Source organism: Endobacterium cereale (assembly GCF_009617585.1).
Classification (GTDB): Bacteria; Pseudomonadota; Alphaproteobacteria; order Rhizobiales; family Rhizobiaceae; genus Neorhizobium; species Neorhizobium cereale.
The window spans coordinates 296,551-311,045 of the sequence record NZ_WIXI01000051.1 but is presented as its reverse complement, the minus strand read 5'-3'; the positions used below and the strand labels follow the sequence as shown (position 1 = coordinate 311,045).

Sequence of the window (14,495 nt, the reverse complement as noted above, 5' to 3'; positions counted from 1 at the left end):
CGTCCATGAAGTCAGGCGGGGCGCTTGGGAATATCGAGGCCGCGTTGAACGGCCGGACGGGCAAGGCCGCGCTCCAGCCATTTCGGCACGTTCTTCAACTCATCATACTGGACGAGCTCGCCGACACCATAAAAACCGATCAGGTTGCGCACCCAGCCCAGCATGGAAATATCGGCGATCGTGTATTCGTCACCCATGATCCAGTCGCGACCTTCCAGGCGGGTTTCAAGCACGCGGATCAGGCGCGCACTTTCCTTGGCGTAACGGTCACGCGGGCGCTTGTCCTCAAAATCCTTGCCGGCGAATTTGTGGAAGAAACCGAGCTGGCCGAACATCGGTCCAAGCCCGCCCATCTGGAACATCACCCACTGGATTGCTTCATAGCGTCTTGCCGGATCGACGGGCAGGAACTTGCCGGTCTTTTCGGCGAGATAGATCAGGATGGCGCCGGATTCGAACAGGGCGAGCGGTTCGCCGTTCGGGCCATCCGGATCGAGGATCGCCGGGATCTTGCCGTTCGGGTTGAGCGACAGATATTCCGGCCCCCAGGTCTCGTCGGCACCGATATTGATGAAATGAGGCTCGTAAGGCAGGCCGGTTTCTTCCAGCATGATCGACACTTTGACACCGTTGGGTGTCGGTGTGGAATAGAGTTGCAGGATGTTTGGGTCCTGCGCCGGCCATTTATGGGTGATCGGAAATGCGGAGAGATCTGCCATGGGGTTTCCTCGGGCTCTGTTGGCATCGCATATGACGGGACTCATGTCGGGTTCTGTCGTGTGATATTCAACAGATCATCTGTGAGCCGAACGGGCAAATGACATCATGGAAAATCAGCGCAAAAAAACGCCGCAAGACAGGGATCTTGCGGCGTCAGCAGGGGCTGTAGTTGGTCGCGTCACGGGTAAGGCAGTCCGTGACGGATCGTTGAGGCCGCGTGGGACCGCGCGGCAAAATTCTTCAAAGCTGCGGGCGCTTCATCGGCACCGGAATGTTGATGACCGTGCCGGTGAACACATTGTCGGCCGGTTGCGCGTTGGTCGCTGCGGCGATCTTCTGCGGCATCGGCTGCTGCGACGGATTGGAGATGATGGCTTCGACGGTCTTGGCTTCATCTTCGGCAAGGCTCTTGTCGAGCAGTTCATAAGCGACGCGGGCGCCTTCTTTGGCGCGGTAGCCGAGTGCGGTGACGGTTTCGGCGCCCTTCATGCAGACATCCGGCTTTTCGATGCAGATCGAGGAGACGTAGTCGTAGGCGCCGGTGGCCGCCGCAATAGCGTTTGCCATCTCGAACGGTTTGGGGCCGTTTGCCTCGTCGCTATGTGCGCTGAAATAAGACAGCGCCACGAGGCCGAGGCCGAAATAAACGCTACCCTTGATCAAAAACCACATTGTTTTTTCCGTTTCGCCCTGTTGTCGGCTGCCGGTTCTTGCCCGGTTCTGACACACACTTTATGCGCCATCCCCGAATGCCGGCTTATGTCAGAGCCGCGAATTTTCGCAAAATTTGTATCGAATTTTATCTATTCAAATGCCTGTGCGTATTCGACACACATTCGATGCTTGTTTACCTCAAACTTTAGCGGCTCCTATTAAGCATATTTGTGGCACGAGTGCCCGAAGTCACGTGCCTTAACAGGAAATCGCACTGCCCAAATCGTTAACGCGGAGCGGAAAAATCAGGCAAATCCGTTGCTTACGCCCCGTTAACCATACCGGGAAAAGTACCCTGAAAAAGCGTCGGAAAGTCATGTTTGGGTCTCGCCGGATCGTCGAAAGCGGCCATTTTTATCCTTTCCTTAAGCCGCCAACGCCTATTGTCGGCTCCATGAAAACCGTGAATTTTTGGGTCCGGGCGTGCGTGTATTGAGTAACATCGGCTTGAGGGTGGTCGCGACTGTCGACCATACCGCGGTTCGCTGGCTACAGCACCTCGGCGAGGGCGATGTAGCCCGTGCCGGCGAGGTCGTCGCTCTGCGATGCCTTGCGTTTGCAGCCCTGCCTTCCTTTATCATCGTGCCGCTTCTTCTGGCCGTCGTCATGGCGCCGTCGTTGGCGCTGCCGCTTGGCGTGGCCATCGTCTTTTCCTTCTTCCTGGCGCTGGCAACGGCCGTGATCGCTCTGCCGCGTTCGCGCGCCGAACGTCTTGCCGCACCGGTGGCAGACACGGATCAGGTCATGTTCGATGCCTGCCCCGGTCTTGTTCTTTTTGCCGATGCAGCGGGTCGCATCCAGCGTGCCGGCGGCCGTGAGCGCAACCGCATGCCGTCGATGCTGATCGAGCCGGTTGGCCTGACGCTTGCCGATATCGTCCATGTTTCGGATCGCATCGCGGTCGGCCAGGCCTTCGATGCGCTGCGACTGGGTGCCGAAAGCATGGTCGTCGATGCGCGTGTCGAGCGCCCTGTCGATCCTGAAAACGGGCGCCAGTTCATGCCCTCGCGGATGGATATGACCGCCGTGCGCAACGAGTTCAGTGATCTTGTTGCCGTCTTTGTACAGCTGCGTGACGTTTCGGAAGAGATGAAGCTGCGCGAGGAAATCCGCCTCGGTGCCGAAGAAGTGCGCTCCGCCCATGAAGCCAAGTCGCGTTTCCTGGCTGCCGTCAGCCACGAGTTGCGCACGCCGCTCAACGCCATTCTCGGCTTTTCCGACGTGCTTGCCGGTGAATATTTTGGAAAGCTGGCGAACGATCGCCAGTGCGAATATGTCGGGCTGATCCGCCAGTCGGGCGCGCATCTGCTTTCCGTGGTCAACACCATGCTCGACATGAGCAAGATCGAGGCTGGCCGTTACGAGTTGATGACCGAACCCTTCATGATCGCGGATGCCGTCGAGGCCTGCCGCGCCATGCTCGATCTGCAGGCGCGCGAAAAGGGCGTGACGCTGACGACGCGTATCCAGCGCGGTCTTGGCGAAGTTACCGCGGATCGCCGTGCGCTGCAGCAGGTGATGATCAATCTCGTCGGCAACGCCATCAAATTTACCGAGGCCCATGGCGTCGTGTCGGTCGATGCAGCACTTTCCGACGGTGATCTGGTGCTGACAGTCTCCGACACCGGTATCGGTATCGCTGCCGACAAGCTGAACCAGATCGGTCAGCCTTTCGTGCAGGTGCAGGATCACTATACCCGCGCCTATGAAGGCACGGGCCTTGGTCTGTCGCTGGTCAAGGGGCTGGTGGCACTGCATGGCGGCACGTTTGCGATGGCCAGCCATCCGGGTGTCGGCACGGTCGTGACGATCGTTCTGCCGGCCGATGGGTCGGGCGTGCTTGGTGCCAGCGAAGCTGCCGAGATCGCCTTTGAGTTTCCTCCGCGCCTGACTTCGGCTGTGGAAAACCAGCGTCTCCTTGCTCATGACAAGATCGGACGGCTAGAAACCGACCAGTTAGACATTCAGGCACAGGACTTTGCGGATGAACGCGCAGAAGCGAAAATCGCCTGATCGCAAGAAGGGCTCGGCCAAGGGCAAGAACAGCCAGCCACCCTTCTTCATTCAGGCCATCTATGCGACGGGCAGCTTTGCCGCGCGTTATCCACGCGTGATTGCCGGAAGCGCCTGTTTTGCGATCATTTTCGGTTTTGTTTCGGCCAATGCGCTCTGGTATCAGCCGGGCGGACATCCTTCGCCCTTTCTGCGCACGCGCGATATCGACAATCCGAACGGCATTCCGGGCTATCATCTTGCCCGTCCGCAGCCGCCGAGCGACGTCACGACGTTTCGCATCGAGCGTGCCGATGACAGCACGCTTGTGACCGCAACGCCTGCAGCACCTCAGCCCGCCGTGCAATCCAGCCCGCTGGTTGCCGATATCCAGCGCGAACTGACACGGCGTGGCCTTTATGACGGCGCCCATGACGGCGTGATCGGTACCCGCACGGAAGCTGCTATCCTGTTTTTCGAACAGACGGCTGGCCTGCCGCAAAGCGGCGCGCCGACGGAAAGCCTGTTGGCCGCACTCAGAGCCGAGTCGCAGGCAGCGCCCCGGGTCGCCGCAGCGCAGTCGTCTGCACCGCAGGTGCCAACCAATCCGGTGCCAAAACCGCGTCCGACGGAAAACCTCAAGGGCGAGGATCCGGTAGCAGCGGCGATCCGCGCCGCCGAAAATGGGGCGACAAAACCGGCTGTAACGCCCGTGAAAGCAACGCCAGCCTCCGTTCGGCCTGAGCCTGCCGCGATCCGCACGGCCGACAACCGTGCCACCACGACGGGCAGCGGCCTGCCTTCGCCAGACATGGTCCAGCAGATTCAGCGCGGCCTTTCCAATATCGCCTATACGGATGTTTCGGTGGATGGGGTTGCAGGATCGCAAACCAAGGCGGCGATCCGCCATTTCGAGCGCCATTACCGGCTGCCGGAAACCGGCGAGCCGAACGAGCTGGTGCTGAAAAAACTGAAATCGATCGGTGCGCTTTAACGCGCCTTTTATTCTGCGGTTGTCCGATCAGGGCCGCTGTTGCGCAAACACGATCATCTGCCAGACGACAGGGCCGAGCATTTCGTGTCGATGATGGTTCATCGGCAGGGCGCCGCCCTTGGCAACGGCCGTTTCATCACCGCAGGTCTTGCAGCGATAGATACCGCCATTGGCAACCACCTGCCCGGGCTGCCAGTCGCGATCGAAGGCTGGAACGTTGGCTTCCCGCAGAAAATTCGAATATTTGAACTGTGCCATTGCAGATCCGCTTGCCGGTTTTTCGGACGTTTCGATGTCGTCGCAACCTGTTTGAGGGACCGCGACGACCGGACTATGCGGGCGCTAATATTGATAATTGATGAAATGGGTTAATGGCGCAATCCGCGGCTATCAAGCTACGCAACTGTAGAAGAATTTCAGGTGTGTCTGTCGCCGCTCTCAAACACGGGTTGATAACTGCCGTCTCGTTCATCGAACCTGAAATGATTGAAGCTCCAAGTATCGACTGTTCCGGATTTCAAGACGCCTGCCTGTTTCGAAATCACGTCATAGCTTTGTTATCGCTTGGAAATCCGGGTGGCGGGCCCATTTCACTTTGCCTTGCGATAGGCTACATATCGCCGATGCGCATTCGTTCCGACATTTTTGTGTCCGCCCTGATCCGTCGTGTTTTTTCCGCCGGTGGCTTTGCTGCCGTTGTCCAGAAGGGTGCGGAGGAGGCGGGCGCCATCTTCATCCGTCAGCGGTTTCGCGATGGGTTGGAAAGTGTTTATGGCCCGGCGCCGCAGACTTTTGCGCGTGATGACGACGGCGCTCGGCGGTTCGAGGCCCGGCTGGCGCAAGCTGAAGCGTCCGCGGTGGATGCCGTCATTGCGCGAGAAGCACGGTTCGATTCGGATCTCTGGGTGATTGAGCTCGAACTGGACGCGATCGGCGACCTGTTCGAGATCGTCAAACCCGACACGAACTGAAATTCAGCTGCGGCTGGAGGCGGTGCGCAACGTTGCGGGTTGGTTCGCGGCAGGTTCCGCAGCGGTGAGGCGACGTTCCTCGTAGGTGTAGCGGTCGGCACGCCCCCAGGCTTCCACCCGGCGTCCGCATTCGTCCGCATCCAGAGTGTCCCAGAGATGTTCGGACTGCGGCACGCCGCCTTCCAGTTCGTCGAGATGATGGTAGAGGCGCTCGAGGATCAGCATTGCCTCATTGCGCGGCATGCCGATGCCCTTCAGCGTGGTGGCCAGTTGATGGCCGGAAATGTCGAGCATGATCCGCTCCGCAAGCCAGCGGCTGGCGGAGAGCGTATCGGCAAGGGCGGTGGCAAAAAGATCGGACTCGCGGTTGCGGGCAAAACGCACCAGCAGCGCTTCCTGCATCGCGGTAATGGTGCGCAGGCCCAGACGGTCGCTTTCCGGGCGAACCACATGGGCGGCCATGGCCCGCAGGCGTTCGCGCAGTGCTTCGTCGCGGGCAGGGTCTTCGGCTTCGTCCGGTTGCGATTTTGCCACCATCGGCTTGACGCGCGCAGCCTGGACGTCTTCCGGTGCATGGCGCAAGCCGACAAGTGCGTCGATCACCATTGGCGACAGGTTTTCACGGCGCACGATGGCGCGGGCATGGGCCGCGCCTTGCGTGCGGGCAATGGTGATGAGTGTTTGGTCGTCCAGACATTTCGATGCCGCGATAAACGGCGCGGAAATGGTGATCGGCTGGCTGGCTATGAAAAAGGCGACAGCGGACGGTATGGTTTGGCATTGCGACAATGCTGCGACTGCCTGTCGGCGCGCCTCTTCGCTGGAGGCCGCGAAGAGCGGTTCAAACAATTCGGCAAACTGGCGCAGTTCCGATCTGGACGGACGTTCGAGCGCCTCGAAGCTCGTGACGGTGGCCATCAGAACCACATCCTTCCTGCGCATGGCCTGCGGCCTTTCAAGTTCCCGAAACCGGTCCACGGATAATTCCAACAACGCAATACTTTGACACCGAAACCACCCGGCAGAACGCACCGTGGCGGGGGACAGGCTTCAGACATTGTCAGCAATCCGGCCTTTCGGCGCCGCGCAGGCAATGTTTCACCATGAGGCGGAAGCATAGGCAGATCAGGGTTAACGAGCGGTGAAGACTGGCCGGATTCGGGACGCAAGCATGCCACTGTCCATGGTTGGATCAGGCCTGTTTTCTTGTCGATGATTTTTTGAGGGAAGGTGGCGAACCGAATTCCGGCTCATGCGTTTCCTTGGGAGCTTTGCGATAGCGCAAGCCTGGCACAACTTTTAATAAGGATAAAGTCGCTTATTAGCATTAGCGAATTGTTAAGTATCCTGGCCGAGACTGGCATACATACCCCGGAATATAAGGGTTGTTAGCGATTTTATCGTGAGCACTCATTGGTTGCGGAGTTCTCCTGGAACGGAAAGTCGAAAGCATCGGCAACCTCCGGTTTCAGGTCAGGATGGAATGTCGCTAGATCCCGCTCACGGCGAGCCGGACATGCTGACGAGAAAGGCGCAGATGACCCGGAAACGGGATGCGCCAGCCCCTGAAAAGGGCAGGGTGAAATCGGTCCGTCCTTCATCCGTCTCGAAACCCCTATGGAGACGTGCAATGGCAAAGATCATTGTTATGGAAAAATGGCGTGAACAACATCCGGGCCGCGTGCCTGTGCGCACAGCACAGTCGGTGACGGGAAAGATACTGATCTACACGGGCGTCCGCTACGAACGGCGGGACGTTTCCGATCATCGTTCGATGGATCTGGTTCCGGTTCGCGCCGAAAACTGAGGCTGAAGGCTCGCCCGGTGCGCCTGGGATCAGGCGCGTTGTCACTGGGCGTTATGACCGGCGTTATTCGGCCGGCTGGCAGCCGGCGGAAGACAGAAACGCTGCGGCGAGAGGCCGGTAGCTTGGTTGCGGCGCCATGGCGCGCAACACCGCATATCCCTGTGCTTGGGCTGTTTCGACAAGAATAGACTGATTGAGCCCTTCGGGCATCGCCTTGCGCAGTGCCGTCGCCTGCAGCGGGGTCGCGATGATCACATCCAGCTTGCCGCCGGAGGACGTGCGGTCGTTGATGGAAAAGGTTTCGTTGGAGGCCGGATCATAGATCGCAAGTGACCAGAACGGTATACCGGCGCCTGCTGTCAGACGGGCCGGGTGTTCCTCGGTGTCGAAAGAGCAGACGGCGGTCTCCAGAAACGGATCTTCCTGGGCAAGACCGGCTGCATCCGGTTTCTGGTCGAGGATGTGGAACGTGAATGCCTCGCCTTCGGAAAGCACCCGACTATAGGCGTCACGATCGCTGAAATAGGGAAGCGACAGCACGATCACGAGATGCAGAAGGGCGGCGCCGACAAGGCCGACCGCTATGGCGAGCAGGATTTTAAGCATCGCCACATCCGATCTTTTCAAGCTTGGGCATGGACAGATCGATCAGGCCCGAACTGCCGGCTGTCGGCGTATCGAACAGGGTCAGCACGAGACGAAAACTTTGGTGCGGTGCGACGGCCAGCCAGTTGCCAGGCTGGGCGGACGCTGAAATCCGTATCGTGAAATCACCATCAGGGCCCCGCAGGACCGTGCGTGAATTGAGTGCTGCCGGCAGTTCCGCGTTTTCTGCCGGCGGCCGGCCCTGCGCATCATTGGTGAACAGGGTCCACAGTCGAGCCGGCGGGGTGTGGCCGGTCATGCGATAGGTGCAGTTGCCGTCGAGACGCGCGCCGCTTTCGTCGACCGCCGCAGTAAAGGTCAGCCCCTCGGCCGTGCCGTACAGCAGCTTTCCGGCATTGGCCCGGTGCGATTTCGCATAAGGGTCGGCATTGATCGTCTGTGCCTGCGGAAAGGCTTCCCAGGCTCCGAGCTTGATTGCCCCGAAACCGATCGTGGCTTCAAGCGCCACCAAGGTGGACCAGATGCCGCCGCCAAAGGCGATGGCAAGCGAAATGGCAATGAAAAGGGGGACGCGCAGCACGTTCTATTCTGGACCTCGCAAACGGTGGCCGAGGCTTAGCATTGATTCTGCCTGGAAGAAACCGGGGGAAAGAGCTGATCCTCGATGCCGAACAGAGTTCACGGAAAAAATGCCAATGCGGAATCCTGCCAGGTAAAATCGTGATCTGTCCACTTTATCGGCGCGGGGGAATTGTTGCGCGAATAGCCGCGCTTATTTGCAAAATCAAACACGGCGTGTGGATAGCCGTTGATCCACAGTCCTGCCTTGAGTTGGTCAGGTGACCATAGAATCCGTACTTGTGACGGAAAATCACGGTTTGCAACGCTTTCAACATCATAAATGTGCGCTGCTTCCTGAATGGGGTTTTCGGTCTGCGAAAAATCCAGTGCGTAAAAATATCCTGTCTCGCCGTCATCCTCGAAAACGACACCGTATTTCCCATTGGGCGAAGGCGCTTCGACCACCAGAGGCGTGCCGACCTTCAAGCCCGTTTCATGGGATCTGTCCTCAGCGACAGCTGTTGTCGGCAAGTGGGCTGTCGCAGCGACAAGGCCAAGCCTTGCCAACCAATTCGAGATGAAGCCAGCCATGAATTTCTACGCTTTATTTTCTCAGGTATCTTTGACCATCCAGCCATTCCTGCCTATCTGGCAGATTCAGGGCGACGGTGTAATGAAGAGGAGAGTTTTGCCGTCATTTCTGGCGCTCTCCGCGATGCTGCGCAGGGACACGAGAAAACCGTAAAATGACAGCGCGGCCAGCCGATCACGTTTCGAAAAATCAGCGACTTCGTCCGACGCGTCCGAATTTTCCGATATCGGCGTGATGCTCGGCAATTCGGCAAGATATTCCGGCACGCGCACTACCACCGCATAGCGTTTCAACGCGTCATCGATGTCATCGGGCAGATCGTGATCGATGTCGCGCAAAAGTTGGTCAAGTGCCGATATGACGGCCGGAAGATCTGGTGATGCTATCGTGAGGCACTCGTCATCCCGAAGGAAATACAGCGACGTCAGTCCCGCGGCCTCGGCCATGGTGAAGGCCAGAAAGATATGCCACCAATTGCGCGATACATCAGACCAGATGTCGCCAACCTCGAGGCTCTCCTTGAACTCGTCGCTTGAATAGGCATCTTCCGGTGCGGATCCAGACGGGAGCACGAGTGTCGCTTCCACCTTGCCAAATAGAACCGGGATCATCGTGGACATTAAAACCTCGAGGGGATGTAGGGAGTTTGTCATGCGGATTGACGTTCAGCTATGTGCGTTGCCGTAAAAGACAATAGTTCCAGAACGACAGCCTTACTTGCTGTGCAGCCAATCATTAACCACTTCCGCCAACCTTTCCGGTGCTTCCATCGGCACCATATGCCCGGTCTTCTCGATCACGACAAAGGTCGAACCGGAAATACCGTCATGCAATTCCAGCGCTTCCTCCCGTGATCTCAACCGGTCCTCATCGCCAGCAATCACGAGCGTCGGGCAGGTGATCGTTTTAAGTTTGTCGCGCTCGTCACGGCGGTCGAGCAGGGATTGGCGGCGGAATACATCGCTCCCCAGGCGCTGGCCCATATCCTGAATGCGGGAGATGAGATCGCCGCGCCCGGCATTGTCCGGATGGAGCGATGAGGAGACTGCTGTGGTGCTCAAAGCCTTGAAGGCTATACCTCCCGCTTGTCCGGCAAGTGCCTGCTTGCGTCTCGCCTGCACTTCGCTGTCACCCCGCGCCGAGGTTGCGATCAATACCAACGCTTCCACCCGTTCCGGTGCCTGTCGCAAAATCTCGCGGGCAATATAGCCACCCATCGAAAAGCCGATGAGAACAAAAGTCTGCGGTGCATCTTTCAGAATGGCCTGCGCCATCTCGGCAAGCGTGTCGCCCTCCGTGGCGACGGCGTGTGTGATTGGTTCCCATTGCGCCAGTGCCGGTTCCACGTCACGCCAGAGATCGGCATCGAGCATGAAACCGGGAATCATCAGAAGTGTCATGTCATTTCCTTGCAGTCTTCTGGAGCAGTATGGGACGTATTTCACTAATGTATAGATTTTTAAATCTTGGCTTATGAGCGCGTTATAGGTCTTCTGATACCTCCGCCTCCGAAGGGGTATGGTATGAAATTCAAAGTATTTTTAATTTTCGGGACGACCTATTTGCTGTTGCTGTCCGTTCTGTCGGGCATGGACAATATTGTTTTCGAACTTATCGGCTGGGATCCGACTGCCGACGGTATCGATAATCTTCTGGGTCTGCTTTTCTTCGTTGTCGCCATTCTCTTGTCGATGAACAGGCAGGCGCATGGCTTGCTCGGCGGGACATTGGATTCCTGTGCCTTTCGCAGTGTCCTGTCGGAAAACCGCTGGAGCCTGATGATCGGCGTCGTTTTCATCACCACGATCGTCAATCTGGCGGTTGCGTTGGTTTCATCCTCTTACATGACCGAGGAAATGGTGTGGCCATCGCCACTGCGTACCGCCGTCCTGTCGGTCGTTTATGGTATTCTGGCGCGTGTGATCATCGTCGAAAGCGTGGAGCGGATGCGTTACGCGTGATGTTGTCGATGTCCATGGTGGCCGCCGTCGCCGCTAAAGGCGCCTGCGGCTCACAGCGTCAGCCACCCATGTCCTTGGCGGTAAAAAGAAGGCAATGCGCCTTGTCTCCGTCATAAAACAGAACAGACATGCATGAGTTTCCGGTCTCTCGGGTACAGGCTCCCATGCCTCCGAGATATATGTTGGCGGTGGTTGGGCGATCGAGATCCAGCAAGGCGATCCGGGTGAAATTCTGCGAAACGAAGACGATGCTTTCCTGCCCCGCCACAAGATGTGTTCGGATTTCTTTGTTGGCCATCAAGCGGGAATAGCTGTCGTCGTCGCGGCGTGGACCTGCAGACAGTATCGTCTCGCAATCGGATGAGCGAGTTTTTTTCTGCCTTGCGCGTATTGTCTGCCGCAAAGCCTCGTAATCGCAATGCAGGTCGATCGTTTCCGTCGAGAGTTGGTCGGCTTGCAAAAAACTTCATTGGTGGAAAGAACCAATCCAGCCAGCTTGCTTTCGCAGCTCCGGGCGCCGCCGTCGCAATCAGCAGCGTGACGCAAAGACGAGCTCGCCTCAACATCGTTTTACGCATGCTTAGTGCCGACCATCCTCTCATCTATCGAGATTTCGTGGGAATGGCCGGTTCGTTCAAGGTTTCACATCCAGTCTGATCGGCGTGACTTTTGCCGTTTGCGGACGGGCGGGGACTGTGTCGGACACCGTGCCCGCAGCGGTGCCGGCAACGACCGGTCCAGCACCCTTCAGGCTTTCGGAAATGCCGCGCAGAACACGCGCCGTTTCGGCTGAAAGCGTACGGGGACGCATCAGTGCCGGCGATGTGGTGTCGCCGTTCTTGTGTCCGGCATCGGCAACGGCCGGGCCGGTGGCATGATTGCCGTGCGGCAACGGGTTTTCGATGCCGGGGATAGGGCGAAGCTCGATGCCCTGATGCGCATAATCCATCAGTTTCTTGAACGTCATGGCAGGCAGCGCGCCGCCCGTCATGTTGTTCATCGAGGTGAAATCGTCGTTTCCGAACCAGACGGCACCCGTATAGTTGCCGGTATAACCGATGAACCACGCGTCGCGGTAGCTTTGCGACGTGCCGGTCTTGCCAGCGGTGACGACGCCGCCATCGAGCGCGGCGCGCCGCGCCGTGCCGATGACCGGGATCTGGGTCAGAATGCGGTTCATCGACGACATTGCCTGTTCGGAAACAACACGCTGGGCCGATGGTTCGTCGCGATTGAAGTCGTAAAGCACCTGGCCTTCGTAATTGATGACCTGTTCGATGCCGTGACGGCGCGATTGAAGGCCTCCGGCCGGCATGACTGCATAGGCTGTGGCCTGATCCATCACGGTCACTTCCGAGGTGCCGAGCGGAATGGTCTTGTCGCGGCGAAGCGGTGTCTCTACGCCCATCTTTATGGCGGTATCGGCGATTACGTCGGTGCCGAGTTCATCCTTGGCAAGACGGACGGGCACGGTGTTCAATGATTGAGCCATCGCCGTCAGCAGGCTGACCCTGCCCTTGTAGGACCGCGCATAGTTTTGCGGCGACCAGCCACGCCAGGTGATCGGCGCGTCCGAGATCATCGTTTCCGGTGTGAAGCCGCGCTCCATGGCTGCGGTATAGGTAAATAGCTTGAACGACGAGCCGGGCTGGCGGAGTGCCTTGGTGGCGCGGTTGAACTGGCTTTCGCCATAGTCACGGCCGCCAACCATGGCGCGGACCGCGCCACCGTTTTCGATCATCACAAGCGCACCCTGCTTGACGCGGTAGCTGTCGCCGAATTCGCGAAGGCCGGATTCGACGGCCGCTTCGGCTGCCTGCTGCAGGCCGGTATCGACCGTGGTGCGCACGACGACCGAGCGCTGATGGATTTTTCCCGTTGCTGCCAGTCGCTGTACTTCGTCAAAGGCCCAGTCGAGAAAATAGTCGGGTGCGATCACTTCGGCGCGGTCGATCGCCGTTGCCGGGGTGCGGCGGGCGGCTACGACCTGGCCTTCGCTCATCATGCCGCTTTGTACGAGGTTGGTAAGCACCTCCGCTGCGCGCGCGCGCGCGGCCGGCAGGTTGACGTGCGGCGCATATTTGGCCGGTGCCTTGAACAGTCCGGCCAGCATGGCGCTTTCGGCGAGGTTCACCTCGGTGATGTTCTTGCCGAAATAGAACTGCGAAGCCGCTGCCGCCCCGAACGTGCCGCCGCCCATATAGGCGCGATCGAGATAGAGCGACAGGATTTCCTTTTTCGACAGGTTCACTTCCAGCCAGACCGACAGGAAAGCTTCCTTGATCTTGCGCTCGATGGACCGTTCATTGGTCAGGAACAGGTTCTTGGCCAGCTGCTGGGTCAGCGTCGAGCCGCCCTGCACGACACCGCCAGCCTTTGCGTTTTCCGAAAGCGCACGACCAAGGCCAATGAAATCGATGCCGTAATGGTCGAAGAAGCGACGGTCTTCCGTTGCCAGAACGGCCTTGATCAGGTGATCCGGCAATTCATCGACGGGTACGGAATCCTCGTGGATGATGCCCCGGTGACCGATCACGTTGCCATATCGGTCAAGGAAGGTGACTGCAAAATCGCCGCGGTTGCGCCAATCTTCCTTGGTTTCCTCAAATGCGGGGAGGGCGAGTGTCAGCAGGACGACAGATCCGGCCGTGCCGAACGTCATGGCTTCGCCTGCAAATTCGAAACCGAGGCGCTTCCACCCGCGCACGCGAAAACGGCGGAAAAAGATTGTGATCTCTTCCCATGTTTCCGCCAGCTTGAAGCCGAGGTTCCAGATGGTCGAATCAATCCAGCTGTCGAGCTTCAGGAAAAAATGCCGCTTCCGGCGCGGCCGGTCCTTTTCGGGCGCATTGGCCCGGGAACCCTTGTCCGGCACTGTGTTTGGGCTCTCTTTGGAGCCATTGTCGCTCTGCACGCCGGTGCTCCCTCGTATCGATTTGCATCCGAGTCTTGACGCTTCCTTCAGGAAGGATCAAAAGCTGCCAGCATCTCCCTTAGGAAGCATTAGCTTATAAAAGGTTGACCGGCGAGATAGGACGCGCCGCTGGTCTCGCTTTCTGGATGATTATTTGCGATCCGCGTTGCGAAAATAAAACAAGTTATGGTCGATCAATTCTGGAAGACGAAACAGCTGGAAGAGCTGTCCCCTGTCGAATGGGAAAGCCTGTGTGACGGCTGCGGTCTCTGTTGTCTCAACAAGCTTGAGGATTGGGAAACCGGTGAGGTGGCCTTTACTTCCGTTGCCTGTCGGCTGCTCGACGGTTCGACCTGTCGCTGTTCCGACTACCCCAACCGGCAGGCCACCGTGCCTGACTGCATCCAGCTGACGCCGCAGGAAGTTCGTGAAATTCCCTGGCTGCCGCCGACCTGCGGTTATCGCCTCGTGCGCGATGGCGAGGATCTGAAATGGTGGCATCCGTTGATTTCCGGTGACCCGGAGACGGTTCATATTGCCGGTATTTCGGCGAAGGACCGCACGGTCAGTGAGAAAGACGTCGATGTCGATGATTTTGAAAACTATCTGGTCGACTGGCCGCTGCATGTGGGCGAAAAGGCCTGAAATTGACTTTTGCCAGAT

17 protein-coding genes are annotated in these 14,495 nt (G+C 58.4%); 6 read left to right on the top strand and 11 right to left on the bottom strand.

Annotated elements, in window-relative coordinates:
* Positions 1-11 precede the first annotated feature (11 nt).
* The gene (locus GAO09_RS27725) at positions 12-719 is read right to left on the bottom strand and encodes a glutathione S-transferase N-terminal domain-containing protein (RefSeq protein ID WP_153359922.1); all 708 of its coding nucleotides are present in this window, start codon (positions 717-719) and stop codon (positions 12-14) included.
* Positions 720-960: 241 nt separating this feature from the next.
* A complete protein-coding gene (locus GAO09_RS27720) occupies positions 961-1,392 on the bottom strand; it encodes a DUF5330 domain-containing protein (protein WP_153359920.1) in 432 nt (143 codons plus the stop codon).
* Positions 1,393-1,857: 465 nt separating this feature from the next.
* On the opposite strand from GAO09_RS27720, the gene GAO09_RS27715 reads away from it, so the two are divergent.
* Positions 1,858-3,447 carry a sensor histidine kinase gene (locus GAO09_RS27715; protein ID WP_324184652.1) on the top strand — a complete coding sequence of 530 codons (1,590 nt, stop codon included), beginning with the start codon at positions 1,858-1,860 and terminating at the stop codon, positions 3,445-3,447.
* Positions 3,419-4,420 carry a peptidoglycan-binding domain-containing protein gene (locus GAO09_RS27710; protein ID WP_153359916.1) on the top strand — a complete coding sequence of 334 codons (1,002 nt, stop codon included), beginning with the start codon at positions 3,419-3,421 and terminating at the stop codon, positions 4,418-4,420. Before GAO09_RS27715 ends, GAO09_RS27710 begins: the two co-directional genes overlap by 29 nt.
* A 27-nt stretch (positions 4,421-4,447) precedes the next feature.
* Here the strand turns inward: GAO09_RS27710 and GAO09_RS27705 are convergent, their stop codons facing one another.
* Positions 4,448-4,678 carry a hypothetical protein gene (locus GAO09_RS27705; protein WP_153359914.1) on the bottom strand — a complete coding sequence of 77 codons (231 nt, stop codon included), beginning with the start codon at positions 4,676-4,678 and terminating at the stop codon, positions 4,448-4,450.
* Positions 4,679-5,043: 365 nt separating this feature from the next.
* Between GAO09_RS27705 and GAO09_RS27700 the strand changes: the two genes are divergently transcribed.
* The gene (locus GAO09_RS27700; protein ID WP_153360579.1) at positions 5,044-5,391 is read left to right on the top strand and encodes a DUF1491 family protein; all 348 of its coding nucleotides are present in this window, start codon (positions 5,044-5,046) and stop codon (positions 5,389-5,391) included.
* A gap of 3 nt (positions 5,392-5,394) precedes the next feature.
* On the opposite strand, the gene GAO09_RS27695 is transcribed toward GAO09_RS27700, so the two are convergent.
* A complete protein-coding gene (locus tag GAO09_RS27695) occupies positions 5,395-6,309 on the bottom strand; it encodes a DUF2336 domain-containing protein (RefSeq protein ID WP_235938535.1) in 915 nt (304 codons plus the stop codon).
* A gap of 712 nt (positions 6,310-7,021) precedes the next feature.
* Here GAO09_RS27695 and GAO09_RS27690 point away from each other — a divergent pair.
* A complete protein-coding gene (locus tag GAO09_RS27690; RefSeq protein ID WP_153359912.1) occupies positions 7,022-7,198 on the top strand; it encodes a hypothetical protein in 177 nt (58 codons plus the stop codon).
* Positions 7,199-7,261: 63 nt separating this feature from the next.
* Here GAO09_RS27690 and GAO09_RS27685 read toward each other — a convergent pair whose 3' ends face one another.
* From GAO09_RS27685 to GAO09_RS27665, 5 genes are all read right to left on the bottom strand, one after another.
* A complete protein-coding gene (locus tag GAO09_RS27685) occupies positions 7,262-7,804 on the bottom strand; it encodes a DUF1254 domain-containing protein (protein ID WP_153359910.1) in 543 nt (180 codons plus the stop codon).
* Entirely contained in the window at positions 7,797-8,384 is a 588-nt protein-coding gene (locus GAO09_RS27680) for a DUF1214 domain-containing protein (RefSeq protein ID WP_324184653.1), read from the bottom strand. Before GAO09_RS27680 ends, GAO09_RS27685 begins: the two co-directional genes overlap by 8 nt.
* A gap of 98 nt (positions 8,385-8,482) precedes the next feature.
* Positions 8,483-8,956, bottom strand: coding sequence for a DUF2251 domain-containing protein (locus GAO09_RS27675; RefSeq protein ID WP_153359908.1), 474 nt, complete (start codon positions 8,954-8,956; stop codon positions 8,483-8,485).
* A 66-nt stretch (positions 8,957-9,022) separates the two neighbouring features.
* Entirely contained in the window at positions 9,023-9,577 is a 555-nt protein-coding gene (locus GAO09_RS27670) for a hypothetical protein (RefSeq protein WP_153359906.1), read from the bottom strand.
* A 93-nt stretch (positions 9,578-9,670) separates the two neighbouring features.
* Complete coding sequence (locus GAO09_RS27665; RefSeq protein ID WP_153359904.1) at positions 9,671-10,357, bottom strand: alpha/beta fold hydrolase; 687 nt, start codon at positions 10,355-10,357, stop codon at positions 9,671-9,673.
* 123 nt (positions 10,358-10,480) lie between these two features.
* On the opposite strand from GAO09_RS27665, the gene GAO09_RS27660 reads away from it, so the two are divergent.
* Positions 10,481-10,918 (top strand): hypothetical protein, encoded by a 438-nt coding sequence (locus GAO09_RS27660; protein ID WP_153359902.1) that lies wholly within the window; start codon positions 10,481-10,483, stop codon positions 10,916-10,918.
* Between the two features lie 58 nt (positions 10,919-10,976).
* Here the strand turns inward: GAO09_RS27660 and GAO09_RS27655 are convergent, their stop codons facing one another.
* Both GAO09_RS27655 and GAO09_RS27650 read right to left on the bottom strand, forming a co-directional pair.
* A complete protein-coding gene (locus tag GAO09_RS27655; protein WP_153359900.1) occupies positions 10,977-11,216 on the bottom strand; it encodes a hypothetical protein in 240 nt (79 codons plus the stop codon).
* Between the two features lie 336 nt (positions 11,217-11,552).
* The gene (locus GAO09_RS27650; protein WP_324184813.1) at positions 11,553-13,793 is read right to left on the bottom strand and encodes a transglycosylase domain-containing protein; all 2,241 of its coding nucleotides are present in this window, start codon (positions 13,791-13,793) and stop codon (positions 11,553-11,555) included.
* Positions 13,794-14,018: 225 nt separating this feature from the next.
* Here GAO09_RS27650 and GAO09_RS27645 point away from each other — a divergent pair, with 225 nt between their 5' ends.
* The gene (locus GAO09_RS27645) at positions 14,019-14,477 is read left to right on the top strand and encodes a YcgN family cysteine cluster protein (RefSeq protein ID WP_153359898.1); all 459 of its coding nucleotides are present in this window, start codon (positions 14,019-14,021) and stop codon (positions 14,475-14,477) included.
* The last annotated feature ends 18 nt before the right edge of the window (positions 14,478-14,495 follow it).

What these genes read in the sequence shown, in the direction of transcription:
- GAO09_RS27725 (WP_153359922.1), bottom strand. Translation starts at nt 719, where the DNA reads ATGGCAGATCTCTCCGCATTTCCGATCACCCATAAATGGCCGGCGCAG.
- GAO09_RS27720 (WP_153359920.1), bottom strand. Translation starts at nt 1,392, where the DNA reads ATGTGGTTTTTGATCAAGGGTAGCGTTTATTTCGGCCTCGGCCTCGTG.
- GAO09_RS27710 (WP_153359916.1), top strand. Translation starts at nt 3,419, where the DNA reads ATGAACGCGCAGAAGCGAAAATCGCCTGATCGCAAGAAGGGCTCGGCC.
- GAO09_RS27705 (WP_153359914.1), bottom strand. Translation starts at nt 4,678, where the DNA reads ATGGCACAGTTCAAATATTCGAATTTTCTGCGGGAAGCCAACGTTCCA.
- GAO09_RS27700 (WP_153360579.1), top strand. Translation starts at nt 5,044, where the DNA reads ATGCGCATTCGTTCCGACATTTTTGTGTCCGCCCTGATCCGTCGTGTT.
- GAO09_RS27695 (WP_235938535.1), bottom strand. Translation starts at nt 6,309, where the DNA reads ATGGCCACCGTCACGAGCTTCGAGGCGCTCGAACGTCCGTCCAGATCG.
- GAO09_RS27690 (WP_153359912.1), top strand. Translation starts at nt 7,022, where the DNA reads ATGGCAAAGATCATTGTTATGGAAAAATGGCGTGAACAACATCCGGGC.
- GAO09_RS27685 (WP_153359910.1), bottom strand. Translation starts at nt 7,804, where the DNA reads ATGCTTAAAATCCTGCTCGCCATAGCGGTCGGCCTTGTCGGCGCCGCC.
- GAO09_RS27675 (WP_153359908.1), bottom strand. Translation starts at nt 8,956, where the DNA reads ATGGCTGGCTTCATCTCGAATTGGTTGGCAAGGCTTGGCCTTGTCGCT.
- GAO09_RS27670 (WP_153359906.1), bottom strand. Translation starts at nt 9,577, where the DNA reads ATGTCCACGATGATCCCGGTTCTATTTGGCAAGGTGGAAGCGACACTC.
- GAO09_RS27665 (WP_153359904.1), bottom strand. Translation starts at nt 10,357, where the DNA reads ATGACACTTCTGATGATTCCCGGTTTCATGCTCGATGCCGATCTCTGG.
- GAO09_RS27660 (WP_153359902.1), top strand. Translation starts at nt 10,481, where the DNA reads ATGAAATTCAAAGTATTTTTAATTTTCGGGACGACCTATTTGCTGTTG.
- GAO09_RS27655 (WP_153359900.1), bottom strand. Translation starts at nt 11,216, where the DNA reads ATGGCCAACAAAGAAATCCGAACACATCTTGTGGCGGGGCAGGAAAGC.
- GAO09_RS27645 (WP_153359898.1), top strand. Translation starts at nt 14,019, where the DNA reads ATGGTCGATCAATTCTGGAAGACGAAACAGCTGGAAGAGCTGTCCCCT.